The sequence below is a fragment of the Pseudomonas sp. NFACC25 genome (assembly GCF_900100935.1).
In the GTDB taxonomy this organism is placed as follows: Bacteria; Pseudomonadota; Gammaproteobacteria; order Pseudomonadales; family Pseudomonadaceae; genus Aquipseudomonas; species Aquipseudomonas marginalis.
Map to the genome: position 1 here is coordinate 1 of NZ_FMUC01000033.1, position 1,249 is coordinate 1,249.

Annotated in this window: 1 protein-coding gene; it reads right to left on the reverse strand. The window is 46.8% G+C overall.

Annotated features, from left to right (window positions below; translation table 11 throughout):
• Positions 1 to 87 precede the first annotated feature (87 nt).
• Positions 88 to 735: a hypothetical protein gene (locus BLQ09_RS30845; RefSeq protein WP_139202153.1), complete on the reverse strand. Its 648-nt coding sequence runs from the start codon at positions 733 to 735 to the stop codon at positions 88 to 90.
• Between the last annotated feature and the right edge of the window lie 514 nt (positions 736 to 1,249).

Below are 1,249 nucleotides of genomic sequence, written 5' to 3' on the forward strand. Positions count from 1 at the left end.
CGAAGCCTTGCTGCCGTGGAACTGTTCGCCCGCATCGCCTAGCTAAGCGCGCCGCCTATTTTTGAACAGGTGGGGTTTATGGAGCGCTTACGATGCAGGGCCCGGTGCACGGAACGTATTGGCGTTCCGAACAGCTTCATTTGCGGCGGTTAGGCGTGCTTGTTCGGCCTGAATAACAGCCAATGCATCTGCTGCCACTTTTAAACGCCTGGCTGTTTCTGCATAGACCTGAGCGAGCCGAAGGGCTTCATAGCCTAAAGCCCAATCAATAAGCCGTTGCTTTCGGACTGCTGCATCTTGGTACTTATTATCCGGAAATACATCAGAAACAGAATAATACGGTTTAAGGTCCGGGCCGACTTTCAGCGACGCTGCTTTGTCCGCTTGGTTTTTTTCTTCTGCTTTAGAATTGTAGTATAATGTTACATGAATGACATGTTCTTTTGTTACGGTTGATTCTGGAGTTGTGGCATCCATTGGCTCATTAGAGCCTCCCTCACTCTCTACATCCTTTTTTATGTCACTGTCGATTTTCTGCATGTTTTCAGTATGCGCGGCATCGATTTCTTTTTGAATCTTGCTTGTGAATGCATTTATTACATCCCGTCTTTGGAGGTCCATCCGAATAGCGGGAGGGAAGAAGTTCAGTGGCTGATTATCGCTTCTAAGATTGAAGTTAAACGCCTCTATCAAGGCCGGGGCTGTTACTCTGGATTCTCCGAGTTCTATTGTCATTACCATTTCCTTTTGGTTAAGTCGTCTGATCCATTCATCGACAGCATTCCTATTTGTGAAGGCTTCCAGCCTTAGCTGCTTCGTGTACTTCGCCCGCCTAAGGTTATCGCGAAGCATGACGTGGGCGAGCAAAAAATACTGTATACACATACATATTTTGCGTCAATGCATATTTTTTTGCATAAATGCATTTGTAGAATTGACTGGGATGGCAATGTGATCTCGCCTGATGAAATCCCTGAGGTTTGAAGCAGAAAATTTTGAGTGCCGTCGGTTGGCTCTGGGCATTCGAACCCATATTTCGCAAGCATCCACCTCTGGCCGATTTCTACCTATCGCAACCGTCAGCTTTGGGTCGATTTCGGTCAGTCGTGACAGGCAGAAATCGGCCAGAAGTGGTCATTGCATTTGGTCTGCTTTCGACCCAGGCTGTGTGAAAACATTGCCGATGAATCAATAGCATTAGACAAACAACCTCAGGTCTTTCACATTCCATCTAAAGCGGGTCAGGAAA